Source organism: Anoxybacillus tepidamans PS2 (assembly GCF_000620165.1).
Taxonomy (GTDB): domain Bacteria; phylum Bacillota; class Bacilli; order Bacillales; family Anoxybacillaceae; genus Anoxybacteroides; species Anoxybacteroides tepidamans_A.
This window is the reverse complement of record NZ_JHVN01000018.1, coordinates 35,232-59,677: the sequence shown is the minus strand read 5'-3', so window position 1 is coordinate 59,677 and position 24,446 is coordinate 35,232. Positions and strand designations below refer to the sequence as shown.

The following is a 24,446-nucleotide window of genomic DNA, read 5'->3' as shown; positions in this document are numbered from 1 at the left end:
CGCACCTTTCTCCCTGTAATCAAGAGGGCTTGGCCGTTTTCACAAAAGGCGCCGATCGTATGAATTTCACCGAGATCGACACCGACCGAACGGCCCGGTTGATACGATTTTGCTTCTTGACCGTCCTCGTAGGTGATGGCCAAATACCAACCGTGGTCATAACAACATTCAATTTCCTTGATCGTTCCTTTGGGTAAGTGGGAGACATGGACGAGGATCGGTTCTTCTCTCTTTCCATCATGGATGCCCATGGATAAGGCAATGGTTCCATTTTCGTACACTTTGAACCCATCTTTCGCCCATTTGGTGTTGAAGAATTTCTTTTGTTTGTATGGGTAGCGGGCATGATGAAGTCCTTTTTGAATGGCGGCTTGTGCCGATTGTCTTGCGAAGAGATACTTGTGGCAAACGGCTTGGATCGACTGGCTGTGAAGATGGAAGCGGCCTTTTGTTTGCTTTTGCAGCTCGCTTTTCGAGATGCGGCGACCGTGTTGAAGGAAATAGTCTTTGGCGAGCCGGAGGCACTCATTCCAGACGCGTGCCGACTCCCGGTTGCAGGCCCCCAGCCGTTCGAGATCCTTTTTGGAGGCACGAAAGGCGATTTTTTGACCGCGGAGCATCGAGATTCCTTCCTTTCCCTACAGCTTGGTTAAGATGATTATAGCACATACGTTCTGTTTTAGAAAGAAAAACATCCGATTCATCCCCCACCTACACTTCGCTTAGAGGTGGGAGACTTCTCGGTGAATGTGTTAAATGAAAGGAGATTTTTCTCATGTACTCATTTGATGACATGATTGAGCGGCGCCATACACATTCGGTGAAATGGGACGAAACAGAGCGATTCTTCGGTGTAAAAGACGTATTGCCAATGTGGGTGGCCGATATGGATTTTCAGGCCCCGCCCGCCGTTCTCGAAGCGCTTGCAAAACGGGTAGAACACGGCGTGTTTGGCTATACAGCAATCCCCCTCTCATTAAAGGAAGCGATTCGCGATTGGATGCAACAGCGCCATCAATGGTCTGTCGAGCCGTATTGGATGTCGTTTTGCACCGGTGTGGTTCCAGCGCTAGCCACAGCTATCGAGGCGTTCACATCACCCCATGATCGAATTGTCGTATTCCCCCCTGTCTATCCGCCGCTATTCCAGCTTGTGCAAAAAAATGACCGACAACTTGTCACATGTCCCCTCCTTCTTACTGAGAAGGGCTATGCGATTAATTGGGCCGATTTGCAGGAAAAGTTAAAGGGAGCAAAAATGCTATTGTTATGTAGCCCTCATAACCCAGGAGGCCGCGTATGGACAAAGGAAGAGCTCACTACATTAGGAACGCTTTGTTTAGAAAATGGCGTGATCGTTGTATCGGATGAAATTCATGCCGATTTGACGCTCCCTCCTTGTCGGCATACGCCATTTGCCTCGACTGATGAAGCGTTTGCCGACATCAGCGTGACATGCATAGCGCCGACAAAAACGTTTAATTTAGCAGGATTGCAGGCGGCTGTTGCCATTATTCCCAACAGTTCAATGAAAAAGCAGTTCGATGCCGTCCAACAACGGCAAGGCTTCTTTACACTCAACGCGTTTGCCGTTGCCGGAACGGAAGCTGCGTATCGATATGGCAGCGATTGGCTTGACGCTCTATTAGAGTATATAAAAGAAAACATTGATCGGACATGCTCGTTTATTAATGCCTCGTTTCCAAGAGTGCGCGCCATGAGTCCAGAAGCAACATACCTTGTATGGATTGATTGTCGCGGACTTGGCATACCGGAACAGCAGCTCAAGCAGCTTCTTCTTCACAAAGGGAAAATCGCCGTAGAAATGGGAAGCAAATTCGGGGAAGAAGGTCGGGGATTTATCCGTCTCAACGTGGCTTGCCATCGCCAAACATTAGAAAGTGCGTTCCAGCGCTTAGCGGTTGCTTTTGAAGGCCTTTGATTCTCAAAAAAGGGTAGCAATTTCGCCAATAAACAGAAATAGATTTTACCTCATGCTAGGCACTCTAATTATGTTACATCACTATTGGAGGGATTTATAATGAAAGCCATTTTAATGACTGAATTCGGGCCTCCAGAAGTTATGAGATGCACCAATATCGATATGCCGACTATTACATCCACCCAAGTGCTGATCCGCGTTGAAGCGACAAGCGTGAACTTTGCCGATATCAAATCCCGATACAGAAAAAAAGGGACCGGCAAGCTTCCGTTTATTCCGGGGCTTGACGCGGCTGGCGTGATTGAAAAGATCGGAGCAGATGTTAAAAATTTAAAAACAGGACAGCGGGTTATCGCCTTTCCTGCAAGAGGATCCTATGCTGAGTATGTAGTGGCTGAAGAAGTTTTGACATTTCCTATTCCCGACCAGCTTGATTTCGAAACAGCAGCGGCGTGTCCAATTGTTGGTTGTACCGCTTTTAAGCTGCTTGCCGATGTGGCGCGATTGCAATCGGGGGAAACTGTGCTCATTCATGCGGCAGCCGGTGGAGTGGGGACAACCGCCATTCAGCTGGCCAAAATTTTAGGCGCCGACTGTGTCATCGGTACCGTTGGCAGCGCCGCAAAAATAGCTGCCGCGTTAGAAGCGGGGGCTGATTACGTCATTTGCCGCGAAGAAATAGACTTTGCCGAAAAAGTAATGGAACTAACGAATGGAAAAGGAGCAGACGTCATTTTAGATTCGATTTCCGGTCAAGTATCAGAAAAAAGCCTCGACTGTTTAGCTATGTACGGCAGGCTTGTTCATTTTGGAAACGCAAGCGGCAAGACAGGCCATTTTCAGACAAAAGATTTGCATGCAAGTTGCCGCTCTGTTCTCGGATTCAGCTTAGGCACAACAAGAAAAGAACGCCCGCATCTATTGCGCAATGCAGCAGAGCACGTCCTCAAATATTTAGCAGAAGAACGATTAAAAATGAAAATTGGAAAGAAGTTTCCTCTTGAGGAGGCGAGTGAAGCGCATCGTTGGGTTGAAAGTAGACATAGTACCGGAAAGGTATTATTGACTGTCAGCAATATGTAAATGAACCTCCCCCACCTACATTCCATTTAGAGGTGGGAGACTTCTCGGGGGATACGTTAAACGAAAAAAGAAGCGGGACATCCCGCTTCCTGTTTTACCTTTTAATCTCCCCGCACGCAATACGCTCTCCTGCATCGCCTGCCGGCTGTGCCATTCCATCATCTTTCCCTGCATGAATCACTAGAGCTGTCCCCTCTTTTGTTAACAACGTTCCCTTTCTGTCCCTAAGCGTTACTTGCGGAGCTAAAAATTCTGTTTTGACCGTTCCGTCTTCTTTAACAATAATATTCGGCAAATCGCCTGCATGCGCTCCTTGTGGATGAAGTAAACCGTGCTTTTTATTGTCCGGATTATAATGGCCACCTGCTGATTGAAAATCAGGTTTCTTACAAATGCCTTTTTCATGGATATGGATCGCATGCGTTCCAGGCGGCAATCCTTTTAAATCGAGCGCAATTTTAACGCCTTTCGGTTGTTCGGACAACTTCGCCGTGCCTAATACGTGACCTTCACGGTTAATCATTTTCACATTTATCTTCGTTGGGCTCGTTTCCTTACAACCGCTCGTAAGAACAAGCACCGCAAGCAATAAATAGATGCGCTTAAACATAAAAACTCCCCTTCCGCAACACATTTTTCATACAGTATTGCCAGAAAGGGAGTTCGACAAACAGCTCATTGTTCGTCTTGGATAATCTTTTCTTTTCTCAGTTGCTCTTCAAATTGTTTTGCTTTTTCCTCTTGGTATTTAGAAACTTTAATAATAAGCCGCATCGTTAAAATAGCCGCAATTAAAAATAGCGTGCATGTAATCGCAGCCGGAATATACTCTCGCTTATCCTCCGGAAAATATAAAAATAAATTCAAGATATATGGGAACAGCATGTTTCGTCAACCTTTCATGTATAAATATATACCGACTCTATTATAACAAAAACAAATAAGCCAAACCACAAAACAACGTGACTTGGCCATTTATAACGCAAATTTTTTTAACAGCTGGCTAAAATCAATTCGTTCGCCAATGGTCGGCTGCTCTGGCTTGGCTAAATATTTTTTATCTTTTTCCACAAGCTTAAAAATGTTATATGTTGTAAACGCATCGTCTAAAGCACAATGTGGCTTCCCGATTCCTTCTTTTCCGTATTCTTGAACCGCTTTGCGAAGCCCAGGCTGGTTTCGTTCTCCGAAAAACATTTTATACTCCATCGCCAAATCCCGGTGTTCCCCTGTGAACGGGAACGGAAGATTCGCTTGCAGACAGTTGTGCCGCAATACTTTCATGTCCATGTTTCCCCATGTAATCACTGTGCTAGGACATACCCGATCATACTCTTTTAACCAATGAATAAGCTCCTCAAACGAAATCCCTTGATCAATCTGTTCTTGTGTAATATTTAAAAATGACTTGCACCGTTCGGTTAAAATCGGGAAACAGGTTGGTTTCACGTACGCAGAAAATTGATCATATACTTGATCGTTGATCACCGACACAAGACCCGCTTCGATAATTTCTGGAAAAAATCCTTTCGGTTTGGCTTTATTCTCAGGCATGGTAAACTCAAAATCAAGAAATAAATATTGATGATCTTTCGCTTGCACCGCGCTCCCTCCTTTCGTTCCCTTTGTTTCGTCATGTTTTATGCATTCGAGCGACGATAGTACTTTCATTATATCATGGGATGTCATCGTTTTACTTTCATTTTTCAGAAAATATTTAAAAAAAGGCGAACGTCCGCATGTCTACACTTTTTTTGAGTACGTATAGTAAAGACGGTATAATAAGTTCTATAGGTACAATGTCGACGAAGGGAGATTGGCTATTGAAAAACGTCGTGATTCATAAAATTGTAACGTTTATTTTTACAGAAGAGCAGTTGAAGTCATATTGGGAAAAGAAAAAAACCGGCCTACCATTCGCCACATTAACAAACGAGCAGTATATGAAATTAGCCGAGGAAATGCTTGAATATTCATCGCATAGCCAACTGCAACAACATTTAATGGACGGAGGATGGCGGTCGAAAGAAGAAACTGAAGGGTTGGTTGTCGCGGAGGATGACTCTCGGGAAGATGTTCATGTTGAAATCGTTGATACATCGATTGCAAAACGGCCAACAAATAAACTGTTCATAGATCGTTTAACGGAATTTCGTTGTCCACAATGTCAATTCACATTTTATACAAGAGAGCTAGAAAATAGATCCCACTTACTCTGCCCATCTTGTAGGAACACGATACAATAAATAAAGGAGGGAAAACCGTTGTATGAAACAGTAACAACCGGAATATCAAACATTCAATATTACGCGGCCATTGCCATTTTTTTAGTGACATATGCCATCATTATTTCTGAAAAAATCAACCGCGCCGTGATCGCCTTGCTCGGTGCTGCATGCATGATTATTTTCGGTATCGTAGATGTACATAAGGCGTTTACGCACCATATCGAATGGGGGACTATCACCCTTTTAATCGGAATGATGATCCTTGTAAATATCACAAGTAAGTCTGGTTTTTTTCAATACGTAGCCGTTAAAGCGGCTAAAATGGCCAGAGGAAACCCTGTCCGCATTTTAATCATTTTATCTTTGCTCACAGCTGTGCTGTCAGCGTTTCTTGATAATGTGACAACTGTATTGCTAGTTGTGCCTGTTACGTTTTCCATTACACGCATGCTGCACGTTAATCCGGTGCCCTATTTAATTTCGGAAGTGTTGGCTTCCAACATCGGTGGAACAGCTACGTTAATCGGTGACCCGCCAAATATTATGATCGGTTCAGCCAATAAACATCTGGATTTCAACGATTTTCTCATTAATTTATCACCCATTGCCGTCGTTATTTTAATTATGACTGTAGCCATCCTTGCTTTCGTTTACCGCCGGCAATTAAAATCGGATACAAAGCTGATTGAAAAACTGATGAAAGTAAACGAGCAAGACTACATTAAAGATGCTGTTTTATTAAAAAAATCAGTAGCGGTATTAGTATTGACCATTCTAGCTTTTATTCTTCACTCGATCATTCATGTGGATGCCGCCGTTATCGCCATGACAGGTGCAACCGTTCTTATGGTAATTGGCGTACAAGAACATGAAATCGAGGAAATTCTTTCATCAGTGGAGTGGGTAACGATTTTCTTTTTTGCTGGTTTGTTCACATTAGTCGGAGGACTTGTCGACATCGGACTGATTAAAAGCTTGGCGGAAAAAGCGCTCGATGTTACAGGAGGGGACATTTCTGTCGCTTCGTATTTTATCCTTTGGGTTTCAGGTATTGCGTCGGCAACGATTGATAACATCCCGTTTGTCGCTACAATGATTCCACTGATTAAAGATATGGCGGTTGGAATGGGGCTTTCTCCTGACTCTCCGCAAATCGATGTTTTATGGTGGGCGTTGTCGCTTGGCGCTTGTTTAGGAGGAAACGGAACGTTAATCGGCGCTTCAGCGAATGTCATTGTAGCGGGCATCGCCTCACGCGAAGGACACGGCTTTAGTTACATGGACTTCTTAAAAATCGGTGCTCCGTTAACATTAATCGCTTTATTATTATCCAATTTGTATTTATTTTTGCGCTATTTAATGTGAATGTTTATTCTGGTAGATACAAGTAGGAAAAAGTTTTCCTGCTTTTTTCTTTTACTGAATGCGCAAACTAGCAATGATGGCATATCCATCACTAATGAATAAAGGGAGATGATGACGATGCGCATCCGTGAAGGGTTGATTCCGACCGCTTTAGGAACGATTGTCACAGCAACTGGACTAGCCATGAGGCAAAGCCATAGAGTAAGCCCGAATTTTTCAAATACACTATTTGGATTTGGGTTAGCCCATGTGGTGCTAGGAGCGATCGATTTAATGGAGCACCGCCATACTAAACTTTTCAGCCGTTAGCGGTAACAGGAGCGAGTTTTCTTTGTAAAACTCGCTCCTTTTTTTATTTAATACATATAGTGATTAGAAATGAGTCATTTATTTAATGGAGGCGTTCTAGAATGTATGTAGTTCCTATGTATAGTCATATGCGTCAATATCCGTCCGTCAATCCTTACTTATTTACCCAATCTGCAACAACAGCCCAAACATTGATGAAAGATGCGAGCATTGTTTTAGCAAAATTAGCAAGCTCCCAATCATTTGCTAAACATGTCATGTCGCTTGCTCAAGAAGGCAAAACAAAACAAGTGCAGCAAATGATTCAGTCGCTCGGTATTCGTTCCAAAATCGACATTTACTTTAATCCAGACGGCATTCGCTTAACTCTATCTCCAACTTCCGGGATGCATTATTGCTGCCAGCTCGCTATTGGGCTGCGCTGGAATGTATTTTAAGCTGCTTGATTGACCAAGCAGCTTTCTTATTCGTGATCGAGCTGTTTTATCCCTACTTCCCGCGCATCCCTTAAATCGTAATCATCCCCTTCGTCATCCGAACTGACATGAACGATATCTTCTCTAGCTCCTGTTTGACTGGCCCGCTCGATGCGATCCATTTTTTTATCCGATTGCATTACGTCCTCCTCCTCATTTGATTGTAGTGATTATAGCGTTTCCTTAAGTATGCGTGTTATACAAAAGGTTATTGACAGATAGCCTTTTGTTCGATACGATTCAGTTAACCAAACAATAAAGGAGGTTTACATATGACAACAAAACAATCGTTACGCGCACTCGATCTTACATTAGTCGGCATGTTTGCAGCTCTCATGGCGATCGGAGCTAATATTACCTCATGGGCGCCATTTTTAGTAGTAGGCGGCGTGCCCATTACATTGCAAACCTTTTTTTGTGTCCTTGCTGGAGCGATTTTAGGACGCCGTCTCGGTGCATTGGCGATGATTGTCTACACATTGATTGGTCTTTTTGGCGCGCCTGTATTTGCTCAATTTTCCGGCGGGTTTGGTATGATTTTCCGTCCAACATTCGGCTTTATTTTATCATTCATTTTAGCCGCTTACGCTACAGGCTGGATCATTGAAAAAAGCCCTTCATCTCCTTCTGTTGCCCGATTTGTGACCGCTACCCTGGTAGGAATGGTCATTAACTATGTCGTAGGTACGAATTGGATGTATTTTGCTTATAAATATTGGGCACAGGCTCCTAAAGGTTTTTCCTATAGCATGGCTTGGAGCTGGATGCTTGCGCCGCTGCCAAAAGATATCATTCTCTCGATCGTCGCAGCCGTTATTGCACCGCGCATTTATTCGTCGGTTCGCAAGTCCTCTTCTTCTAGCCGTTATGCTGCTTAATAAAAAGAAAAAGCGTCGTTGACTAAAAAAGTGCATGCCTTCGCATGCACTTTTTTATAAAAATAATTTAAATAATTGATAAATAAACCCTGAAATTAACGCGGAAACCGGCAACGTAATAATCCATGTCAATACGATCCGTTGCGCGACTCCCCATTTAACTCCTTTCACGCGTTGTGCCGCTCCTACTCCCATAACCGAAGATGAAGCGACATGAGTAGTACTAACAGGCAAATGGAACGTCGTCGCTGTAAAAATAATTAGCGCAGAGGATAAATCGGCAGCCGCTCCGTTCACAGGACGGATTTTCATAATTTTTCCGCCGATTGTCTTAATAATTTTCCAACCGCCAACCGATGTTCCTAACCCCATTGCGATCGCTGCCGAAAAGCGCACCCACTCCGGAATGTCAGTGGAGTGATGGTAATTTGCTGCAATTAGAGCCATCGTGATAATTCCCATCGCCTTTTGTGCATCGTTCGTTCCGTGCGTATAGGCTTGCATCGCAGCTGTTACTACTTGGAATAAGCGGAATCCTTTCGTTGTTTTAGATAGATTTGCATTTCTAAATATAGCGCGGAACAAACTCATAATAATAAATCCGACCCCGAATGCAAGAAATGGAGAAATAATTAACGACTCTAAAATTTTTATAAAACCAGAATAGTTCAAGACCCCAAATCCAGCTGCTGAAATCGCTGCACCGGCAATAGAACCGATTAGCGCATGAGACGAACTGCTCGGAATACCGTAATACCACGTAATTAAGTTCCAAGCGATCGCGGCAGTCAACGCTGCCAGAATAACAATTGAGCCGTTTTCTAAAGCAAAAGGATCTACAATATCTTTCGTAATGGTTTTAGCAACACCGGTAAATGTCAACGCTCCGATTAAGTTCATCGTTGCCGCTAAAACAATAGCCTGGCGAGGTGTCAACGCCCTTGTTGAAACAGATGTTGCAATCGCATTTGCTGTGTCATGAAAGCCGTTAATAAAGTCAAATGCTAACGCAAAAATAACGACTAAAACTGTGAGTATCAATACCGTATCCATAAAAACGCAATCTCCTTTTACGCGTTACGCATGATAATTGTTTCGATTGTATTTGCAACGTCCTCACAGCTATCCGCGATTTCTTCCAACATCTCATAAAGTTCTTTATATTGAATAAGTTTAATAGGGTCTTTTTGTGTAACAAATAAATTTTTAATAGATGCGCGTAAAATCTCGTCGCATTTTGTTTCGTAGTCTTTAATTTTGATCGCATGTGCGCGCATATCTAACAATTTTTTGTTTGCTAACAGCTTGAGCGCCTCAGCGATTTCAATCGTGCTTTGATAAATGTTGTCAAAGAATTTCACCATATGATCGTCAATATCAGTGAATGAAAACATTTCAAAACGAGCAGAACATTGCTCGAAACCGTCAAGCACATCGTCCATTTTCATTGCCAATTGATGAATATCCTCGCGTTCAATTGGTGTAATGAATGTTTTATTTAACGCAACAACGAGTTCGTGAATGAACGAATCGCCTTTCTTTTCGTATTCTTTCATCACACGAGCAAACTCTTTCAAATCGCTGATGTTATTAATTTTGTACTCCACAAAATATTGTGCCGCTTCTTTTACGTTTTCTGAAATTGTAAATAATAAATCAAAAAATACATCTTTTTTTGGTGAAAAAACCATACAAAAACCCCCACTTATTTATTAATAATGAGCCACCCTGTCTTATTTTATCAATACTCGTCGAATTTACAATTAATTTTAAAAAAATTAACATAAAATTTACACTATCTTTACATTTAAATAAAACATCCATTGCTTTCCGAGCAAACTAATGAGTTTCTTTTACAACTAATATATAGAAAGCGAGATTATATTATATGCGTAACCCGCACTTTGGTTAAATGGTCGTTCGAGAATGCTTGGAAACGAGACAATGAACAAATAGACAACAAGTATATGCGTATAACTTGTTATTCTGTTCTTTGAAGAGTTTTATATGAAAACGCTCTAACTTGTAATTATTTATTTTCAAAAAACATACAAAATAAAAATGAAGCCGCACTCGACGGCTTCATTAATCATTTGTCTGAAAACGCTCAACAAAGGTCGCAAGCGTTCGTACCATCACTCCCGTTGCGCCGGCAGGGCCGAGATCGTGCTCTTTCGATGTGACCGATGTGCCGGCAATATCTAAATGAATCCAAGGAGTCTCCTCGGCAAACTCGGCCAGAAAAGCGCCGCCCATAATCGCATGTCCCTCTCTTCCCGGGGAGTTATTTAAATCAGCAACGGCGCTGCTACGCACACGTTCTTTATCTTTTTCGGTAATTGGCAAGCGCCAAATAAACTCGCCAGTCTCAGCAGAGGCTTCCAACATTTGTTCAAACAACGCCTCGTTATTCGTCATCGCTCCTGTAGTGTGGGCTCCTAAGGCGATAATTACTCCTCCTGTTAGTGTGGCTACATCGATAATATAGCTAGCTCCATGATGTTTCGCATATGTAATAGCATCCGCCAAAATGAGTCGGCCTTCCGCATCGGTGTTTTTGACTTCAATCGTTTTTCCGCTCATCGATGTAATCACGTCATCCGGTTTAAACGCTTCACCGCTGACCATATTGTCCGTAGCCGGAATAACTGCAACGACGTTTTGTTCGGGGCGAATCTCTCCGATGATTTCCATCGCTCCGAGAACCGCTGCTGCGCCAGCCATATCGGTTTTCATCCCGACGATTCCTTCCTTTGTTTTAATGGAATAACCGCCTGTATCGAATGTCACTCCTTTTCCGACAAGACCGATGACATTCTCCCACGCTTCCTTGCCTTGATATTTTAATACGATCATTTTCGGCGGTTCCGCCGACCCTTTGTTAACCGCTAAAAATGCACCCATTCCGAGCTTTTCCATTTCTTCTTTCTCAAGCACTTCGTATTCAAATTCATATTTTTTTGCTAGTTCCACTGCATAATTCGCTAAATCATTCGCCGTTAATAAATTGCTCGGTGTATTGACGAGCGTTCGAGCAAAATTCGTTGCCTTTCCGTAGACGGAGCCGACAAACAGGCTCGCTTCCACTTCCTCTTTATCTCCTTCTGTGTAAACTGTGATTTGTTCAATTTTCTTCTCCGGTTCATTTGTTTTTTGTTTATAGCCAGCAAACTGATACGTGGCAAGATGAAACGCTTCGGAAAGCGCATGGGCCGCATCATTGATATCAATTTGTTCTGTCGTAAATGTATCAAGAGCTACTGCAACTTCTGTTAGTTTTGTTCCTTTCAATGTTTTAAATAATTTGCCGAACGCTTCTCTTAATTGCTCAAACGTCAACTCTTCCTTTTTTCCCAACCCAACAAAATAAAGCCGTTTCGCGTTCGTGTGCCCGAGCGTATGTATTTTGGAAACATGTTTTCTCTTAGGAGAAATATCTCCTTCTTTCAGCAACTCTACAAGCTGTCCATTTAACTGCTCATTCCATTTTGCTGCAATACCTTTCAAGGGAGAATGCTGTTCAAATAGTCCGACAACAAACACCTCTTGTTTTGTCTCAGTAGAAAGTTCAGGAATAACCGTAAACATCGAATCACTCCTTCTCGTATGATTATCTTCATTATAATATATAACCGACAAAAATATTTCGGTTTTCTAATTAATCGTGCAAAAGTAAAATAAGCGGAGGAAGAGAGGGCAACCGATTGACGTGAGAAAAATCAACTCGCTCCACGTCTACAGGCATCAGCGCCAAGCATCGTTCAATAAAGGTACATACCTCTTCGACATCAACTCCCCAATAAAATGGTCGATACGGCCGTAAGTACTGATGAGCCGCTTGCATCATCATTCGCACACCTTTCACATTGCCGTATCCATAATGATACAGCGCCACCGTCATTTGCAATAACCCTTTTATAAATAAATTGTTCTTATCAGTCATCCAAATTTCCTCTAACAAATCATGGCATGTATAATAATCACCTTCATTGAATTTCACGAAAAACTCATAATACTCCATTGGATACATAAACACTCCCCCTTTTTTCAGCATATCACAAGGAAATGAAGGAACTGAAGGCGAATAGAAAAAAGGAGGTGATATACATGAAAATTGTCTCTCTCTGTCCAAGCAACACGGAACTTCTTGCTTATTTAGGTTTGACCGAGAAAGTAATTGCTGTTGACGATTATTCCGATTGGCCGCCTTCGGTGCATGAGCTGCCGAAAGTCGGCCCCGATTTGCATATCAATATGGATGTAGTTGAAGCGATGAAACCGGATCTCGTTCTTGCTTCTTTGAGCGTTCCAGGAATGGAGCGGAACGTAAGTGAGCTGCAAAAGCGGAATATTCCCCACCTCGTACTGCAGCCGAATTCTTTACAAGATATTGCTAATGATCTGCTTTTGGTCGGAGAAGCGCTCGATCATAGAAAGCAAGCAGAAGCAGTGGTCGAACAGTATCAGGCGGTCATTGATCAATATAGACGATTAGCAAAAAACGTAGAAGAGCCAACGACGCTTTATTGGGAGTGGTGGCCAAAACCTGTGTTCACTCCCGGAAAAGCGAATTGGCTGAGCGAAATTAGCGAATTAGCCGGAGGCAGTAACATTTTTGCTGATTTTGAACAAGCAAATGTGCAAACGGATTGGCAGGAAGTAAAGAAGCGAAACCCTAAACATATTTGTCTCGCTTGGGTCGGCGTTCAAACCGAAAAAATCAATCCAAATATTGTTAGAAAGCGTCCTGGGTGGGAAGAAATAGATGCAGTAAAAGAAGGAAACATCCTTATCCTTGAAGAATCACTTTTTTGCCGGCCATCCCCGCGCTTGTTGCTCGGTTTAAAAAAGCTTGCCGCCCTTATTTATCCCGATGTATTCCCGCCTTACGACGGCGTCGATCCTTTGCTCAAACAAAAAGAAGGACGGGAATGAAGCCCGTCCTTCTCGATTTTTTAACTTTCAGATTGTAAATAATGCTGCCTAAATACTTGCATCGTTTCATCTTCATTCAACTTCGTCAACTCTTCTTCCGACAATTTTCCATTTCCTTTTTTTACAATATATACTTTCACGGTTTTCTTGCCCCAATATTTATATACATCTTCTACTGTATTGTAATATAAGTCGAGGCGATTTCCTTTAATCGCTGATCCCTTATCCGCCACTACACCGTATCCGTACCCTGGAATAAACAAAATAGTTCCAATTGGGAAAACATTCAAGTCTGCGGCAATTGTTGAGTATAAATCACGCTTTACCCGTACTCCCGAATACGTAATTCCGTATTCAGGATGCTCCGGTGATTTTCCTGTTGACTCAACGCCTGCTGTATAGCCAGTGGCGACAACGGTAGTAGACGGATATTGTGACCAATCGATTGCTTCCTCTAAACTTACTGAATCGTTTTTTGTCTGCTCGGATGAAATTTGTGGCTGTGCGTAATCCGCATATTGCACCCAGCCGTTATCAGCAGATGCATGCTTGTCTATCTCGAAGTTATCAAAGAAATAATGGCTTCGTTTAAACAATGAAAACGGCGATTCATCAATCCAATCAACAATGGTTCGCGCTTCGACTCCAGAAACAGATTGAAACGTTGTAAAGAATGCGCCAATAAATAAAATCGACATGAATATCCTTCTAAAAATATTCATTTCCTCACTCCTCCCATGGTTCTATTTATTTCCACAGGAAAAAGTAAATATTCATTTGGGAAGAATGAGAAAATAAAAAGACTTTCGCTTTATATGCGAAAGCCTTAAAACATCTGGTATCCTTTAGCTCTTAACGCACGGATGGCAATCCCCGAACAAATAGCTCCAACTAGGCCGCTGCTAAGAATCAACAAATCAGCTGGCGCAAGCGACATAATTTTATGTTGTAAAGCTGCAAATGAAGAGCCAGGCGCTGTAAAATATTCAGTCCATCTTACGTCATCAATAATGAATATGAAAACAATCGGGCTCAAAATCGCCATAATCCATGACATTCTTAAAATCATATTTAATAAAAAGCCAATTCCGAAAAATAACACAAAAAATAGCAACATCGATATTAATAGAACGGGTAAACCCATTTTCATCCCCATCACCTCCAGTACATCCTTTTTAAGTGTACTGAATGAATGGCAGGGAGTCAATGAAGGCGGTTAGTTATTTTTGCTTTCTGTTCCTTTTCCTGAACAACAATAGCATGTTTCTGACCCACCTAAAAGCAGCTGCACATATCCATTCCCTGAGCAATATGGACATACCGTTTGTTCTGCGTGTTTCATTGGCTGTTCTCCCCTTTTCTTAATTTTCTGATAATATATCAAATGTTCTTGAAAAAAGAAAAGAGGATTTAAAGCGATTTATCTTCATGTAAACGGATACATCTGCAAAATACTCTCATTTCCTTTGTTTATCTCAATTTTTTGAATTTTTAAAATAAACTTGGTATTTTGTGTATCCAAACGGATCACCCGGATTTAATCCATCGTGAACCGGTAAATGAATCAGAGGCTCTGCTTGAAGCAGATGCAATAATAATGCGGACGTATGCGGATCACTTTCAAGGGCTTTTTTTGGCAAAAAAGCTGCCGTTAATAATTCTTTCTCTTGAATGTGAATGTGATATGTCAAAGCCCTCATAAGGAAAATGATCATATTGTCACTTACTTCCCCGCGAATGACACCCGTGCGCAAGCCGACTATGCCGCTTACTTCCGCCTCAATACCTGTTTCTTCCCGAATTTCGCGAACAACCGCCTCATCGACCGTCTCTCCCGGCTTTACAAAACCAGCTGGCAGCGACCACTTTCCCTTTAGGCCACCGTATTTTTTCTTCACAACTAGCCATTCCCCAGCCTTATTCAGCACTAGGCCCGCCACTGCGAGCCATACATTTCCACGACTCTCCTCCATATTCATCATCCTTTTTCTCCCATTTTAACATATCCACATCTCCCACCTCTAAACAGAGTATAGGCGAGGAGATTCATGAAAAAAGGGCAAACAAAGATTTGTTTGCCCTCGTGCATCTAAAATTAGAAGAAATTGAATTTTCCTTTTTTCATTACAAGCGACGCACCGCCAATTAAGTAGAGAGCACGGTTGTCGATCATTTTTTTCATAAAGCTTGCTTTCGCTCCCCACATCTTTTTGCCAAATGCGACCCCAATCGCATCATCATGGCCAAGCGAACATACAGTTCCTTTAATGTCTGGCTTGAACGGCTGCAACTCGCCTTGTTCACGAATTAATACAGCAAGGTTTTTCGCGCATAATTCTCCTTGTTGCATCGCGATTTGCGCTGTCGGTGGATATGGACGATTGATCTCTTCATTAATCACTAAAGAGCAGTCACCGACGATAAATACGTTGTCATAACCAGGAGCGCGCAAGAATGGATCTACTTTCACGCGGCCGCGCATTGCTTCAAAGCCAGATTCATCGATAACATAGCTTCCGCGCACGCCAGCAGCCCAAATCACAGTGCCTGCCTTAATCTCTTCTACTTCGTCACCTTTAGCAACGATAATACCTTCCGGTGTGCACTCTTTGATGGCTGTTCCGATTTTAAATTCTACCCCTTTGCGCTCTAATAGGCCCACTGCATATTCCACTAGCTCTGGATCAAAGCCAGGAAGTGCTGTTGGAGCCGCTTCCACACAAATGATACGCACTTTTTGAGGGTCGATGTCATATTCGCGGCAAAGCTCTGGAACACGGTTTGCTAACTCACCGAGAAACTCGATACCTGTAAACCCAGCGCCGCCAACTACGATTGTTAAACGCTCATCGCGTTTTTCCGCTTCCGTATTATACGTCGCAAATTGATACTCAATATGCTCGCGAATTTGGCGCGCTGCGTTGACGTTAGCGATCGAGAAAGCGTATTCTTTTAGCCCCTTAATTCCAAACGTTTCCGATTCGAAACCAAGAGCTACCACTAAATAATCATAGGAAAGTTCCCCATTTTCCAAAATGACTCGCTGCTCTTCTGGAACTACCTTAACCACTGTGTCTTTGACAAACTGCACTTTATTGCTATCAATTACGTCTTTAATTGGATAGCGCACACGATCATGGTGAAGCGTTCCCGCTGATGCTTCATGAAGCCATGTCGTTTCGTAGTGATAATCATTTTTGTTCACTAATGTGATGTTCGCCTCATTCACACCAACGTATTTCTGCAAGCGAACTGCTGTCATTAAACCACCATAACCTGCACCTAAAATTACAACATTTGGCTTTTTCAACTTAATCACTTCCACCCTTTTATTTTTTGTTTGCAGCACTAGAAATAGCGTTTGCCGTCATGCTGCATTTTATCGAAAAAAGTTTGTGAATAAATTCACGAAAAAGGATAAAAAAATGTCGAATAATTGTCAAAAAATCTTAACAATCTATCCAAAAAACATATTATGCTTTTTTTGAACGGTTTTCAAGTGATTTTTTTCTTTTTTATAAAGCAATTATATATGTTATGATGTAAGTGTCTGTATTCTGATGCTTAGGGGGGAAGGGACCATGAAAGAAGATCAAAAAGTGTACGATATCACCATTATCGGCGGTGGCCCAACCGGATTATTCACCGCATTTTACGGCGGGATGCGCCAAGCGAGCGTGAAAATCATCGAAAGCCTTCCACAATTAGGAGGACAGCTGTCAGCTCTATATCCCGAAAAGTACATATATGACGTGGCAGGATTCCCGAAAATTCGCGCCCAAGAGTTAATCGATAATTTAAAGGAGCAAATGGCCAAATTTAATCCGACGATTTGTTTAGAGCAATCTGTTGAGAAACTCGAAAAACAAGATAACGGCATCTTTAAGTTAACGACTAATAAAGAAACCCATTATTCCAAAACCGTTATTATCACAGCTGGCAATGGAGCGTTCCAGCCTCGGCGCCTTGAATTAGATAGCGCAGCAAAGTATGAAGGAAAAAATCTTCATTACTTTATTGACGATTTAAATAAATTTGCCGGCCAAAAAGTTCTCGTTTGCGGCGGCGGTGATTCAGCAGTAGACTGGGCGTTAATGCTTGAGCCAATCGCCGAAAAAGTAACGATTGTGCACCGTCGCGATAAATTTCGCGCACATGAACATAGCGTAGAGAATTTAATGAACTCAAAAGTCGATGTAAAAACACCATTTGTTCCTGTCGATTTAGTTGGTAATGAAAGCGGAATCAGCCAAGTTGTACTAGAACATGTCAAAGACGGAACACGCGAAACGATCGATGTCGATGCTGTCATTGTTAACTACGGCTTTGTGTCATCGCTTGGTCCAATCAAGGAATGGGGACTTGAAATCGAGAAAAACGCTATTAAAGTGAACTCAAAAATGGAAACAAACATTCCTGGCATTTATGCGGCTGGCGATATTTGCACATATGAGGGGAAAGTGAAACTGATTGCATGCGGCTTTGGTGAAGCTCCGACTGCTGTAAATAACGCAAAAGCATACATCGATCCAACGGCGAAAGTGCAACCTCTGCACTCTACATCAATGTTCTAATTTATGGTAAAAGAGGATGTCTGTATAACAGATATCCTTTTTTTATTGTTCTTTTGACCGCTTTCAGGCATGCTGATTTATCATCATTCCCCTGCAAGTCATCCATAGAAATTCCATTTATCGCAGTTATTCCTATCATTACTTTCCGGACAAATATAAAAAATAAACGTGTAAAAGCAAATGCTTTTTCATTAGGAGGTGTGGCAGTTGAACAAGAAAAAAATCAGTTTTATCGCGGCTTCTTTCTTGTTCGTTGCATTGACCGCTTGCAACGCAATGGACGAAGGTCGTAATGACAATAATAAAAACCGAAAGAACGACAATATCTCATCATTGTCTACAACGATTCCAAGCAGCCAATATCCAAATACAAGAGCCATACTAATTCAAGACTCAAAATACGAATTTATTCCAGTCGATCCTAGACAAGCAGCACAGTGGCAGGCAAGATTTCAGCAGCCTTGGGCTCAACAACAAATGCCGTATACATCCATCCCGAACAATACGCAACAACGGTCAAATCAGCCTAGCCCACAAACACCGGCTCAACGCCCGCAAACTCAAGCTCCAGCTGCAGCAGGGATTAGTCAATACGCTCGACAAGTGATTGACTTAACAAACAGAGAAAGAGCTCGTGCCGGTCTTCCGGCTTTACAAATTGACACGAAATTAAGTGCAGTCGCTCAAAGAAAATCTGAAGACATGCAGCAAAACCATTATTTTTCGCACACGAGCCCAACTTACGGCTCTCCATTTGACATGATGCGGGATTTTGGGATTACCTACAGAACAGCCGGGGAAAATATCGCTCAAGGTCAACGAACTCCACAAGAAGTTGTGACAGCTTGGATGAACAGTCCGGGCCATCGAGCCAACATTTTAAATCGACAATTCACTCATATTGGCGTAGGATTTGAACAAGCTGGAAACCATTGGACACAAATGTTTATCGGTAAATAAACAAAAGGGAGCCGCAATTGTTGATGTGGCTCCCTTTTTAGTTGAAGTAGTCCATGTAATCGTTTAACACTCTTCCGGCGTTCCCGCATTTGCTGCCGTGCGGAACGATGAACCGCACCCGCATGTAGCGATGGCGTTTGGGTTATTGATTGTAAAGCCGCCTCCCATTAACGATTGCTTATAATCGATGACTGTGCCCTTTAAAATAGGTGCGCTCTCCTTGTCAATTAATACTTTAATGCCATGTTGTTCAAATTCATAATCATCCTCATGGCGTTCATGCTCAAATCCCATTCCATATGACAATCCGCTGCAGCCGCCGCCTTTTACGCCAACGCGAAGATAGGCTTCTTCTTCTCCATGCTCTTTCATCATATCTTTAATTTGAAACGCTGCCGCTTCAGTTAAAGTAATAACATCGTTCATTCCATTCCCTCCTTTGTCACTAGTATATCTATTTTCGTATGATCCGTTCAAACGTTTAGTAATAGTATACACCCTTACAAATTGTTTCAGCGGGTCCTGTCATCAACACATTTCCTTCTTCTGTCCAGGTAATAAATAAATCTCCCCCAGCGAGATGAACGATCGTTTCCTGATTTCGTGCCGTTTTACCGTTCAGCACCGATGCTACGACTGCTGCGCATGCTCCTGTGCCACAAGCTTGCGTAACTCCGGACCCCCGCTCCCATACACGAAAATGCAACTCGCGATTATTCACTATTTCCACAAATTCAACGTTGACTCCTTCCGGGAACCGTTGATCTTTTTCAACAATTGGTCCAAGGGTCGTAACCGGAGCCGCGTTAATGTCATTCACATAGAAAATAACATGCGGATTTCCCATTGAAACAGCGGTAGCTTCGTATACCTCTCCAGCAAATTCGATTGGTTCCGCCACAACCTGATCCGTTTCTTCGCCAATCATCGGAATCTCGCTTCGTTTGAGACGAGGCTTTCCCATGTCAATCGTGACATTTTTGACAGCACCTTCTTCTACCGCTACTTCCGCCTTCACTAATCCCGATAATGTCTCAATCCAAAAAGAGCGTTCCGTTACCAGCTGATGCTCATATGCATATTTCGCTACACAGCGAAGGCCGTTGCCGCAATTTTTTCCTTCCGATCCATCGCTGTTAAAAATTCTCATTTTTACAGGAGCCACTTTCGACGGACAAATAAGAATCATCCCATCCGCGCCGATGCCCGTATTTACATTTGACACTTTCACCGCTAGTTCCGAAAACAACGATTCGGGAATTGTTTCTTCAAACATATTGACATATATATAACTGTTCCCTAAGCCATGCATTTTTGTAAATGAAAAGTTGCGCATCTTGCTCCTCCTGAAAAAAATTTGTTGTCTATAGTATAAATAGGTTTAATAGTGGAAACAATGAAAATATCCCCCGTTTTTTCATATACACCTAAAAAGAAGATGTCTTAACGGCATCTTCTTTTTTTTGAATATTCACGGTATAATTATTTTGTAATAGGTCTTTATTCTTGAAAGAATGCGGGGGAAAAATATGAAAATGAGCCAATTGTATGACCGAAATGTCGTGTGCATGGCTTGTCATCAACAATATACGACGAAAAAAATTCGCTCCCGCTTTCTTCGAGCCGTGAAGCACGATACGGATTTTTGTTCGTATTATCAACCTGAAGACCTAAATCCATTGTTCTACTATGTAAGCGTTTGCCCTTGCTGCGGCTTTGCTATAACCGAGGAGTTTTCTTCTTATTTTCCGCCGGGCACACGCGAAGCGATTCAACAAAACATTCGGACATATTGGAATGGGAAAAACTACAGCGGAGAACGGACATTAGAACAAGCGCTGCAAACCTACCAAATCGGCATTTATTGTGCGTCCATGAAAAAGGAGCGTCATATTGTTCTCGCTGGTTTATACATGCGTCTTGCTTGGCTGTATCGAACTTATGAAATGCCAGAACAAGAAGAGCAATTTATGCGCCTTGCCCTCAAAGAATATACCGCCTCATACAGCATCGAAGATTTTGCTGGCACGCATATGTCAGAAGTTCGCCTTCTCTATTTAATTGGCGAATTGCATCGCCGATTAAACGAAACAAAAGAAGCGATCCGATATTTTTCCCGCGTCATTGCGAAAAAAAAGGAAACGATCGAAAAACGGATTGTCGATATGGCCCATGAACGCTGGCAAGACATCCGCTACAATCAACGTTCGTCATCATAAGGAAAAAGCGGCTTTTCATAGCCGCATCCTTCTAAAACATCGGATTTTCTTCAATAAATTGATAAATATTTTCAACTAACTGCTCCGGTGTCTCTCCCGTTACCACTTCACCGTTTACTAAGGCGAAGAGTGACTTGCCGCATTTGCCACAATAGCTTAAGCATCCGTATTCAATAATATCTAAATTTGGATCTTTTTGTAACACTTCTAACGCTTTTTGCGAACCGCTCGCTAAGTTGCTTATGCAAAACTCGATAATTGGCTGAATCAATGTTTGTCACCTCACTACCTATTTCTAAATGTAACGATTTTTTTTATAACCGTCAATTTGTGACATGCTATTTTGTATATTTGCCCTCATTTATTGTTGAGTCATTCCGTATATTTATCATTTTTTTCGAAAAATTGTTGTGATTTTGTCACAATTTCGCTATACTTTTAATGTCATTTGGTCAACGTTTTGCGCGAAAAGACAAACTACAAAGGGGAATTCTAGCATGAGACACCTCGTTCTACTTGGTGGGGGATATGGAAACATGCGAATTTTGCTTCGCCTTCTCCCGAATCATTTGCCTGAGAACGTTCACATCACACTGATCGATCGCGTTCCATACCACTGTCTAAAAACGGAATACTATGCGTTAGCCGCAGGAACGGTCAGCGATCATGACATTCGCGTACCGTTTCCGGAACATCCACGCCTCACATATCACTTTGGCGAAGTGGTTCGTATCGATTTGGAGAACGGTCATGTCTTATTACAAGATAATACAACCATATCGTATGATGATTTAGTGATTGGATTAGGCTGTGAAGATAAATATCACGGTGTTCCTGGTGCGGAACAATTTACGTATAGCATTCAATCAATTGAAAAATCCCGGATTACGTACCAAACATTAAGCAATTTGGCACCTCGGTCTATCGTTGGCATCGTTGGCGCAGGATTAAGCGGCGTGGAATTAGCAAGTGAATTAGCTGAAAGCCGCCCGGATTTACATGTCATGTTGTTTGACCGCGGCGAACGAATTTTGCCAATGTTCCCAGAGCGGCTAAGCCAATATGTAGAAAGTTGGTTCCATGAACACAACATAGACATTATCCGGCGTTCAAATATTACAAAAGTCGAAGAAGGCATATTATATAATCACGATGAGCCAATTCACTGCGATGCGATTGTATGGACAGCTGGTATTCAACCAAACCGCGTCGTTCGGGAACTGGACGTGGAGAAGGATAACCAAGGTCGTGTTGTACTAACGAATCGCCACCATATCCCTGGCTACGAAAATGTATACGTCGTCGGCGACTGTGCGAGCTTGCCGCACTCTCCAAGCGCGCAGCTTGCGGAAGGGCAGGCAGAACAAATTGTGCAAGTACTGCAAAAACGCTGGCGCGGTGAAGAGCCGCCTCATGAATTTCCACCAATCAAACTAAAGGGCATTCTCGGTTCGCTTGGAAAAAAACATGGATTTGGTCTCGTTGCCGATCGCCCTTTAATGGGAAGGGTACCGCGCCTTTTAAAATCCGGTGTACTATGGATGTACAAGTATCACAACGGCTATTAATTAGATAGAGGCCATAAAGCCATTTATACAGCAACATCTAACCACGTTTTATATTAAAAAAGGCAGGAAATGTCCTGCCTTTTCGCTTTTTCATTCAAATTTCTTTTTATCCCCCATTGTCGAAATATATAGGCTCTCACATCATGTTTATGTGTAGGAAAAACTCTAGTGAATGTTTCGTTAGTTGAGCCATAGCTTGAAACATGCGGTCAATAAATATTTTTTCATTAATTACTTAGTGGGAGACTATAAAAGCTCATAATATATAATAAAAAACACATGGATATTTCAAGCTAACTATCAAGCAAATCTTTCTTGTGCAACCGTGTATCGTTTCCATAACACGGTGAAACACATCAGGAGAAATTGGAACTTTGTTTTATTTATCTTTTTCCCATTCACTGCTATTTTTTATGTCAAATAAATCATACGCTTTAGTCGAAATAATACAACAAAACTATTTTATTGTAGGTATTCGGGGGTCTTTTGCTGTGAAGAGCTAATTTCCCCAAATATGTTTGCATTTTGATTTATTTCTCCTTGAAGATTTCTTTTGGATGAGTCAGTACTTTGAGCGAAAGTCATTGGTTGTGTCATAAATAACCCCATCAGTTTTTTAAATTCACCTACTGTTAATGGCTTGGCCTCATCTTGTAGCTCATAACCCAACTGCCCGTTCGGTTCAATCGTAGCTATTTTTATATCCTCAAATTTGGCAATCCCTTGCTCGCGCATTCTCATCTCTAGCTGATCAACAGTGATACGCAGCTTTTTTAAATTTTGTACATTTAATTTTCCGTTTTCAACAACGATTTTAGATTTCCCTGTCATAAATGTTTCAACAAAATTCAATTTTAGCTCTAAATATTCTAAAATGAGGACAGATATCACCAAGATACCGGCACCTATGATAGTTTTAACGATGCTTTTTTCGACGATAGGCTGAACAATAATCGTTCCTAAAGAAATCATCATAACCGTTGGTGCAAGAGTCATCTGTGCTATCGATTTTCTTCCGGATATCCGCAGCAATAAAATGCCTGAAAGCACCAGTACAAAGGATTTCCATATAAATGAAAAATCCATTCAACCGCCTCCTTACATCACAACTTTTATGTATAATATTTGTAAGGAAGGTCTCCTACATACACTCCGTTAAAAGGAGGGAGACTTCTCGGTAGGTATGCTAAATGAAAAAAGGTGTCCCCAATCGATAAGACACCTTGATTTTTTCATTATACATCTGCTTGCGAGGTATATCCATATTTCTCCATCACTTCATAAATAGCTTTTAACTTCGGATTGCCTTCGCCAACTATCTCGCCTTCTACAAGAACAACAGGATAAAATAAGTCTTCCTTAACCACTTTCGCAGCAAACGCTTTCTTTTCCTCGTCATCCGGCGGATTAAAAATATCGACATACGTAATCACAAATGGCTGATTCGGATATTTCCGTTTAATGGCTGCCTCTAGCCACTCATATGTTTCTTTCGAAGAGGGCAAATTGACACAAGAGGGACAAACAACTTCTGCCCCATATACACATATTTCAACCTGTTTCAATGACATGATGCCGCCACCTTTCCTCTCAACACCAAAAAAGTTATTAGATTTTTTTCTTTATCATGATTATAATAAAGTTAAGGAAAGGAGTCGATAAGAATGAGCGATTTAGAAATTAAAGAACAAGTACAAGAAGTTTTAGATAAACTACGTCCATTTTTGCTTCGCGATGGCGGTGACTGCGAACTCGTCGATGTTGAAGATGGCGTAGTAAAATTGCGCTTGCTTGGCGCTTGCGGCAGCTGCCCAAGCTCGACTATCACATTAAAAGCCGGCATCGAGCGCGCGCTTTTAGAAGAAGTGCCAGGCGTTGTTGAAGTAGAGCAAGTGTTTTAATAAAAAGC

31 protein-coding genes and 1 pseudogene are annotated in these 24,446 nt (G+C 42.0%); 13 read left to right on the top strand and 19 right to left on the bottom strand.

The window, feature by feature from the left end; all coding sequences use genetic code 11:
- A pseudogene (locus N667_RS0113735) lies at nt 1-620 on the bottom strand (RNA-guided endonuclease TnpB family protein); the annotation flags it as partial.
- 155 nt (nt 621-775) lie between these two features.
- Here N667_RS0113735 and N667_RS0113730 point away from each other — a divergent pair.
- Both N667_RS0113730 and N667_RS0113725 read left to right on the top strand, forming a co-directional pair.
- Nucleotides 776-1,942, top strand: a complete 1,167-nt coding sequence (locus N667_RS0113730; RefSeq protein ID WP_027410109.1) for a MalY/PatB family protein — start codon at nt 776-778, stop codon at nt 1,940-1,942.
- Between the two features lie 99 nt (nt 1,943-2,041).
- On the top strand, nt 2,042-3,025 hold the full coding sequence (locus tag N667_RS0113725; RefSeq protein ID WP_027410108.1) for a zinc-binding alcohol dehydrogenase family protein: 984 nt from the start codon (nt 2,042-2,044) through the stop codon (nt 3,023-3,025).
- 94 nt (nt 3,026-3,119) lie between these two features.
- Here the strand turns inward: N667_RS0113725 and N667_RS0113720 are convergent, their stop codons facing one another.
- The 3 genes from N667_RS0113720 to kapD all read right to left on the bottom strand — a co-directional run bounded on the left by N667_RS0113720 (nt 3,120) and on the right by kapD (nt 4,696).
- Complete coding sequence (locus N667_RS0113720) at nt 3,120-3,635, bottom strand: superoxide dismutase family protein (protein WP_027410107.1); 516 nt, start codon at nt 3,633-3,635, stop codon at nt 3,120-3,122.
- A gap of 65 nt (nt 3,636-3,700) precedes the next feature.
- Nucleotides 3,701-3,910 (bottom strand): hypothetical protein, encoded by a 210-nt coding sequence (locus N667_RS0113715; RefSeq protein ID WP_027410106.1) that lies wholly within the window; start codon nt 3,908-3,910, stop codon nt 3,701-3,703.
- A 90-nt stretch (nt 3,911-4,000) separates the two neighbouring features.
- Nucleotides 4,001-4,696, bottom strand: a complete 696-nt coding sequence (gene kapD, locus N667_RS0113710; RefSeq protein ID WP_084279225.1) for a 3'-5' exonuclease KapD — start codon at nt 4,694-4,696, stop codon at nt 4,001-4,003.
- A 152-nt stretch (nt 4,697-4,848) separates the two neighbouring features.
- Here kapD and N667_RS0113705 point away from each other — a divergent pair, with 152 nt between their 5' ends.
- The 4 genes from N667_RS0113705 (at nt 4,849) to N667_RS0113690 (ending at nt 7,364) form a co-directional block, all read left to right on the top strand.
- Nucleotides 4,849-5,271 carry a hypothetical protein gene (locus tag N667_RS0113705; RefSeq protein WP_027410104.1) on the top strand — a complete coding sequence of 141 codons (423 nt, stop codon included), beginning with the start codon at nt 4,849-4,851 and terminating at the stop codon, nt 5,269-5,271.
- A gap of 18 nt (nt 5,272-5,289) precedes the next feature.
- Entirely contained in the window at nt 5,290-6,618 is a 1,329-nt protein-coding gene (locus N667_RS0113700; RefSeq protein ID WP_027410103.1) for an ArsB/NhaD family transporter, read from the top strand.
- Nucleotides 6,619-6,735: 117 nt separating this feature from the next.
- The gene (locus N667_RS0113695; RefSeq protein ID WP_027410102.1) at nt 6,736-6,927 is read left to right on the top strand and encodes a hypothetical protein; all 192 of its coding nucleotides are present in this window, start codon (nt 6,736-6,738) and stop codon (nt 6,925-6,927) included.
- A 101-nt stretch (nt 6,928-7,028) separates the two neighbouring features.
- The gene (locus N667_RS0113690) at nt 7,029-7,364 is read left to right on the top strand and encodes a hypothetical protein (RefSeq protein WP_051530057.1); all 336 of its coding nucleotides are present in this window, start codon (nt 7,029-7,031) and stop codon (nt 7,362-7,364) included.
- 26 nt (nt 7,365-7,390) lie between these two features.
- Here the strand turns inward: N667_RS0113690 and N667_RS20050 are convergent, their stop codons facing one another.
- A complete protein-coding gene (locus tag N667_RS20050; protein ID WP_198020554.1) occupies nt 7,391-7,543 on the bottom strand; it encodes a hypothetical protein in 153 nt (50 codons plus the stop codon).
- Between the two features lie 132 nt (nt 7,544-7,675).
- Between N667_RS20050 and N667_RS0113680 the strand changes: the two genes are divergently transcribed.
- On the top strand, nt 7,676-8,281 hold the full coding sequence (locus N667_RS0113680; protein ID WP_027410100.1) for a biotin transporter BioY: 606 nt from the start codon (nt 7,676-7,678) through the stop codon (nt 8,279-8,281).
- 54 nt (nt 8,282-8,335) lie between these two features.
- Here the strand turns inward: N667_RS0113680 and N667_RS0113675 are convergent, their stop codons facing one another.
- The 4 genes from N667_RS0113675 to N667_RS0113660 all read right to left on the bottom strand — a co-directional run bounded on the left by N667_RS0113675 (nt 8,336) and on the right by N667_RS0113660 (nt 12,311).
- Nucleotides 8,336-9,334, bottom strand: a complete 999-nt coding sequence (locus tag N667_RS0113675) for an inorganic phosphate transporter (protein ID WP_027410099.1) — start codon at nt 9,332-9,334, stop codon at nt 8,336-8,338.
- A gap of 17 nt (nt 9,335-9,351) precedes the next feature.
- The gene (locus N667_RS0113670) at nt 9,352-9,972 is read right to left on the bottom strand and encodes a DUF47 domain-containing protein (protein WP_027410098.1); all 621 of its coding nucleotides are present in this window, start codon (nt 9,970-9,972) and stop codon (nt 9,352-9,354) included.
- Between the two features lie 394 nt (nt 9,973-10,366).
- Nucleotides 10,367-11,869 carry a leucyl aminopeptidase gene (locus N667_RS0113665; RefSeq protein ID WP_027410097.1) on the bottom strand — a complete coding sequence of 501 codons (1,503 nt, stop codon included), beginning with the start codon at nt 11,867-11,869 and terminating at the stop codon, nt 10,367-10,369.
- Nucleotides 11,870-11,939: 70 nt separating this feature from the next.
- Nucleotides 11,940-12,311: a DUF309 domain-containing protein gene (locus N667_RS0113660; protein WP_035098976.1), complete on the bottom strand. Its 372-nt coding sequence runs from the start codon at nt 12,309-12,311 to the stop codon at nt 11,940-11,942.
- Between the two features lie 77 nt (nt 12,312-12,388).
- Between N667_RS0113660 and N667_RS0113655 the strand changes: the two genes are divergently transcribed.
- Nucleotides 12,389-13,216 (top strand): cobalamin-binding protein, encoded by an 828-nt coding sequence (locus N667_RS0113655; protein ID WP_027410095.1) that lies wholly within the window; start codon nt 12,389-12,391, stop codon nt 13,214-13,216.
- 20 nt (nt 13,217-13,236) lie between these two features.
- Here the strand turns inward: N667_RS0113655 and N667_RS0113650 are convergent, their stop codons facing one another.
- The 5 genes from N667_RS0113650 to N667_RS0113630 form a co-directional block, all read right to left on the bottom strand.
- The gene (locus N667_RS0113650; RefSeq protein WP_027410094.1) at nt 13,237-13,938 is read right to left on the bottom strand and encodes a 3D domain-containing protein; all 702 of its coding nucleotides are present in this window, start codon (nt 13,936-13,938) and stop codon (nt 13,237-13,239) included.
- Nucleotides 13,939-14,042: 104 nt separating this feature from the next.
- Complete coding sequence (locus tag N667_RS0113645; protein ID WP_027410093.1) at nt 14,043-14,366, bottom strand: YuiB family protein; 324 nt, start codon at nt 14,364-14,366, stop codon at nt 14,043-14,045.
- 66 nt (nt 14,367-14,432) lie between these two features.
- The gene (locus N667_RS20045; RefSeq protein WP_035098974.1) at nt 14,433-14,558 is read right to left on the bottom strand and encodes a YuiA family protein; all 126 of its coding nucleotides are present in this window, start codon (nt 14,556-14,558) and stop codon (nt 14,433-14,435) included.
- A 133-nt stretch (nt 14,559-14,691) separates the two neighbouring features.
- A complete protein-coding gene (locus N667_RS0113635) occupies nt 14,692-15,189 on the bottom strand; it encodes an NUDIX domain-containing protein (RefSeq protein WP_027410092.1) in 498 nt (165 codons plus the stop codon).
- 122 nt (nt 15,190-15,311) lie between these two features.
- Nucleotides 15,312-16,535, bottom strand: a complete 1,224-nt coding sequence (locus N667_RS0113630; protein ID WP_027410091.1) for an NAD(P)/FAD-dependent oxidoreductase — start codon at nt 16,533-16,535, stop codon at nt 15,312-15,314.
- Nucleotides 16,536-16,797: 262 nt separating this feature from the next.
- Between N667_RS0113630 and N667_RS0113625 the strand changes: the two genes are divergently transcribed.
- Nucleotides 16,798-17,790 (top strand): NAD(P)/FAD-dependent oxidoreductase, encoded by a 993-nt coding sequence (locus N667_RS0113625; protein WP_027410090.1) that lies wholly within the window; start codon nt 16,798-16,800, stop codon nt 17,788-17,790.
- A gap of 207 nt (nt 17,791-17,997) precedes the next feature.
- Nucleotides 17,998-18,750 carry a CAP domain-containing protein gene (locus N667_RS0113620; protein ID WP_027410089.1) on the top strand — a complete coding sequence of 251 codons (753 nt, stop codon included), beginning with the start codon at nt 17,998-18,000 and terminating at the stop codon, nt 18,748-18,750.
- 63 nt (nt 18,751-18,813) lie between these two features.
- Here the strand turns inward: N667_RS0113620 and N667_RS0113615 are convergent, their stop codons facing one another.
- Together N667_RS0113615 and dapF are read right to left on the bottom strand one after the other, a co-directional pair.
- Nucleotides 18,814-19,176 (bottom strand): HesB/IscA family protein, encoded by a 363-nt coding sequence (locus N667_RS0113615; RefSeq protein WP_027410088.1) that lies wholly within the window; start codon nt 19,174-19,176, stop codon nt 18,814-18,816.
- 55 nt (nt 19,177-19,231) lie between these two features.
- Complete coding sequence (dapF, locus tag N667_RS0113610; protein WP_027410087.1) at nt 19,232-20,086, bottom strand: diaminopimelate epimerase; 855 nt, start codon at nt 20,084-20,086, stop codon at nt 19,232-19,234.
- 193 nt (nt 20,087-20,279) lie between these two features.
- On the opposite strand from dapF, the gene N667_RS0113605 reads away from it, so the two are divergent.
- Nucleotides 20,280-20,969 (top strand): DUF2225 domain-containing protein, encoded by a 690-nt coding sequence (locus N667_RS0113605; RefSeq protein ID WP_232223981.1) that lies wholly within the window; start codon nt 20,280-20,282, stop codon nt 20,967-20,969.
- Between the two features lie 31 nt (nt 20,970-21,000).
- Here the strand turns inward: N667_RS0113605 and N667_RS0113600 are convergent, their stop codons facing one another.
- Nucleotides 21,001-21,240 (bottom strand): YuzB family protein, encoded by a 240-nt coding sequence (locus N667_RS0113600; protein ID WP_027410085.1) that lies wholly within the window; start codon nt 21,238-21,240, stop codon nt 21,001-21,003.
- A gap of 226 nt (nt 21,241-21,466) precedes the next feature.
- Between N667_RS0113600 and N667_RS0113595 the strand changes: the two genes are divergently transcribed.
- Nucleotides 21,467-22,537: an NAD(P)/FAD-dependent oxidoreductase gene (locus N667_RS0113595; RefSeq protein ID WP_027410084.1), complete on the top strand. Its 1,071-nt coding sequence runs from the start codon at nt 21,467-21,469 to the stop codon at nt 22,535-22,537.
- A 462-nt stretch (nt 22,538-22,999) separates the two neighbouring features.
- On the opposite strand, the gene N667_RS0113590 is transcribed toward N667_RS0113595, so the two are convergent.
- Together N667_RS0113590 and N667_RS0113585 are read right to left on the bottom strand one after the other, a co-directional pair.
- On the bottom strand, nt 23,000-23,623 hold the full coding sequence (locus N667_RS0113590) for a DUF421 domain-containing protein (protein WP_027410083.1): 624 nt from the start codon (nt 23,621-23,623) through the stop codon (nt 23,000-23,002).
- Nucleotides 23,624-23,772: 149 nt separating this feature from the next.
- Complete coding sequence (locus N667_RS0113585; RefSeq protein ID WP_027410082.1) at nt 23,773-24,108, bottom strand: YuzD family protein; 336 nt, start codon at nt 24,106-24,108, stop codon at nt 23,773-23,775.
- 93 nt (nt 24,109-24,201) lie between these two features.
- On the opposite strand from N667_RS0113585, the gene N667_RS0113580 reads away from it, so the two are divergent.
- Nucleotides 24,202-24,438 (top strand): NifU family protein, encoded by a 237-nt coding sequence (locus N667_RS0113580; protein WP_027410081.1) that lies wholly within the window; start codon nt 24,202-24,204, stop codon nt 24,436-24,438.
- Nucleotides 24,439-24,446 lie beyond the last annotated feature (8 nt).

Bases quoted from the DNA above. Each gene is read 5' to 3' on its own strand.
- N667_RS0113590 (WP_027410083.1), bottom strand. From the start codon at position 23,623: ATGGATTTTTCATTTATATGGAAATCCTTTGTACTGGTGCTTTCAGGC.
- N667_RS20045 (WP_035098974.1), bottom strand. From the start codon at position 14,558: ATGAAACACGCAGAACAAACGGTATGTCCATATTGCTCAGGGAATGGA.
- N667_RS0113605 (WP_232223981.1), top strand. From the start codon at position 20,280: ATGAAAATGAGCCAATTGTATGACCGAAATGTCGTGTGCATGGCTTGT.
- N667_RS0113725 (WP_027410108.1), top strand. From the start codon at position 2,042: ATGAAAGCCATTTTAATGACTGAATTCGGGCCTCCAGAAGTTATGAGA.
- N667_RS0113720 (WP_027410107.1), bottom strand. From the start codon at position 3,635: ATGTTTAAGCGCATCTATTTATTGCTTGCGGTGCTTGTTCTTACGAGC.
- dapF (WP_027410087.1), bottom strand. From the start codon at position 20,086: ATGCGCAACTTTTCATTTACAAAAATGCATGGCTTAGGGAACAGTTAT.
- N667_RS0113655 (WP_027410095.1), top strand. From the start codon at position 12,389: ATGAAAATTGTCTCTCTCTGTCCAAGCAACACGGAACTTCTTGCTTAT.
- N667_RS0113585 (WP_027410082.1), bottom strand. From the start codon at position 24,108: ATGTCATTGAAACAGGTTGAAATATGTGTATATGGGGCAGAAGTTGTT.
- N667_RS0113690 (WP_051530057.1), top strand. From the start codon at position 7,029: ATGTATGTAGTTCCTATGTATAGTCATATGCGTCAATATCCGTCCGTC.
- N667_RS0113660 (WP_035098976.1), bottom strand. From the start codon at position 12,311: ATGTATCCAATGGAGTATTATGAGTTTTTCGTGAAATTCAATGAAGGT.
- N667_RS0113730 (WP_027410109.1), top strand. From the start codon at position 776: ATGTACTCATTTGATGACATGATTGAGCGGCGCCATACACATTCGGTG.
- N667_RS0113695 (WP_027410102.1), top strand. From the start codon at position 6,736: ATGCGCATCCGTGAAGGGTTGATTCCGACCGCTTTAGGAACGATTGTC.
- N667_RS0113665 (WP_027410097.1), bottom strand. From the start codon at position 11,869: ATGTTTACGGTTATTCCTGAACTTTCTACTGAGACAAAACAAGAGGTG.
- N667_RS0113615 (WP_027410088.1), bottom strand. From the start codon at position 19,176: ATGAACGATGTTATTACTTTAACTGAAGCGGCAGCGTTTCAAATTAAA.
- N667_RS0113680 (WP_027410100.1), top strand. From the start codon at position 7,676: ATGACAACAAAACAATCGTTACGCGCACTCGATCTTACATTAGTCGGC.
- N667_RS0113650 (WP_027410094.1), bottom strand. From the start codon at position 13,938: ATGAATATTTTTAGAAGGATATTCATGTCGATTTTATTTATTGGCGCA.
- N667_RS0113645 (WP_027410093.1), bottom strand. From the start codon at position 14,366: ATGAAAATGGGTTTACCCGTTCTATTAATATCGATGTTGCTATTTTTT.
- N667_RS0113625 (WP_027410090.1), top strand. From the start codon at position 16,798: ATGAAAGAAGATCAAAAAGTGTACGATATCACCATTATCGGCGGTGGC.
- N667_RS0113715 (WP_027410106.1), bottom strand. From the start codon at position 3,910: ATGCTGTTCCCATATATCTTGAATTTATTTTTATATTTTCCGGAGGAT.
- N667_RS20050 (WP_198020554.1), bottom strand. From the start codon at position 7,543: ATGCAATCGGATAAAAAAATGGATCGCATCGAGCGGGCCAGTCAAACA.
- N667_RS0113580 (WP_027410081.1), top strand. From the start codon at position 24,202: ATGAGCGATTTAGAAATTAAAGAACAAGTACAAGAAGTTTTAGATAAA.
- N667_RS0113595 (WP_027410084.1), top strand. From the start codon at position 21,467: ATGAGACACCTCGTTCTACTTGGTGGGGGATATGGAAACATGCGAATT.
- N667_RS0113675 (WP_027410099.1), bottom strand. From the start codon at position 9,334: ATGGATACGGTATTGATACTCACAGTTTTAGTCGTTATTTTTGCGTTA.
- N667_RS0113670 (WP_027410098.1), bottom strand. From the start codon at position 9,972: ATGGTTTTTTCACCAAAAAAAGATGTATTTTTTGATTTATTATTTACA.
- kapD (WP_084279225.1), bottom strand. From the start codon at position 4,696: ATGAAAGTACTATCGTCGCTCGAATGCATAAAACATGACGAAACAAAG.
- N667_RS0113635 (WP_027410092.1), bottom strand. From the start codon at position 15,189: ATGGAGGAGAGTCGTGGAAATGTATGGCTCGCAGTGGCGGGCCTAGTG.